Here is a 1,292-nt window from a genome sequence, read left to right on the forward strand (position 1 = left end):
CCCCGCACGGGGCGAGCGCCTGGGAGGACCGCGCCCGCCAGAACCTCGGCACCGAACTGGACCTGCTGACCAGCGGCGGCGGCGCGGTGTGATCCCCGGGCCCCGGGCCCCCGGCGTCCCCCGGCCCCGTACCGGCGCGGCCGATTCCCGCCGACCCGTCAGGAGGACTCGTTCAACGCCTCAGCCGGTGGCTGGAAACAGGCCATCACCAGCTTGCCGTCGGCACACGGCCGGGCCTGCCAGGTGTCGGCGAGCGCGTCCACGATGAACATCCCGCGCCCGCCCAGGCGTTCGGTGCTGGGCGGATGCGCCTCCGGCAGCCGGTCGGAGGAGTCGTGCACGGCGACATGCAGGCAGCCGGTGTCCCAGGTCAGCACGAGCTGCGCCGAACTGTGCGCGTGCACATGGGCGTTGGTGACCAGCTCGGAGATGGCGAGCAGCACCGAGTCGACCGTGTCCGGCGCCTTCGCCGTCCAGTCGAGCGACGCCAGGTGCGCCCGCGCCCAGTCTCTGGCCTCCTTGGCCGTGCTGGTCATCGGCAGGGATCGCGCCCAGCCCACCGCCCGTACCGACGATCCGCCCATCGTGGTCCTCCCTGCCCGTCATCCGACAACCGGTCGGTCTGCGGATGCGTCTACCCGGAGGCCCGCCGGGCATCCCGGCCCGGGGGCCGGGCCACTCCGGCTGCCGGAGTCCTACCGCCGGTCGCCGCTGCGGTGCTTGGGGCGGCGCAGGCCGGCGGCCGTCAGCCGGCGCACCAGCTCCTTCGAGCCGACCTCCACCGCGCCCGCCGCCACCGCGTCCCGGTAGCGCTCGCTCGGCACGTCGTAGTGGTCCCGGTCGAACGCCCGGGCCGGCGCGCCGATCAGGGCGGCGAAGGCGTGCAGCTCCTCGTAGGAGACGTCGCTGACCAGGTGCGACCACATCCGCCCGTGCCCCGGCCAGTTCGGCGGGTCGATGTACAGGGTCACGTCAGGCCGCCGACGGGGGCGACCACCACGCCCGCCTTGCCGCACACCCAGTGCGGGTCCTCCCCCAGCTCCGGTTCGACGTCCAGGGCGTGCGGGTCGCCGGAGGCGCAGACCGGGCACAGCGGCCAGCGGCCGTACCGCTCCAGCAGGGCGTCCTGCACGTCCTGGGCCACCAGCCCGGCCACATAGGCGACGCCGTCCGGCCACTGGCCCACCCACCACCGCCGGTGCGTCACCGCTTCCTCGACCAGCGACACCACCTCCGCCTCGGCGACCTCGCGCGCCATCAGGTCGGCGAGGCGGAGGTGGTGTCGCTGGTCG

Annotated in this window: 3 protein-coding genes; all 3 read right to left on the reverse strand. The window is 74.8% G+C overall.

Annotated features, from left to right (window positions below; genetic code table 11):
* Nucleotides 1-158: 158 nt before the first annotated feature.
* Entirely contained in the window at nucleotides 159-584 is a 426-nt protein-coding gene (locus tag C6N75_RS28695; RefSeq protein WP_105871770.1) for an ATP-binding protein, read from the reverse strand.
* Between the two features lie 111 nt (nucleotides 585-695).
* Entirely contained in the window at nucleotides 696-971 is a 276-nt protein-coding gene (locus C6N75_RS28700) for a DUF4031 domain-containing protein (protein ID WP_105871771.1), read from the reverse strand.
* A complete protein-coding gene (locus tag C6N75_RS28705) occupies nucleotides 968-1,261 on the reverse strand; it encodes a hypothetical protein (protein WP_407703288.1) in 294 nt (97 codons plus the stop codon). The genes C6N75_RS28700 and C6N75_RS28705 overlap by 4 nt, the downstream gene beginning before the upstream one ends.
* Nucleotides 1,262-1,292 lie beyond the last annotated feature (31 nt).

Source organism: Streptomyces solincola, from assembly GCF_002982015.1.
Lineage (GTDB): Bacteria > Actinomycetota > Actinomycetes > Streptomycetales > Streptomycetaceae > Streptomyces > Streptomyces solincola.

Excerpts from the sequence above, each read along its gene's own strand:
- C6N75_RS28695 (WP_105871770.1), bottom strand. The coding sequence starts at position 584 with ATGGGCGGATCGTCGGTACGGGCGGTGGGCTGGGCGCGATCCCTGCCG.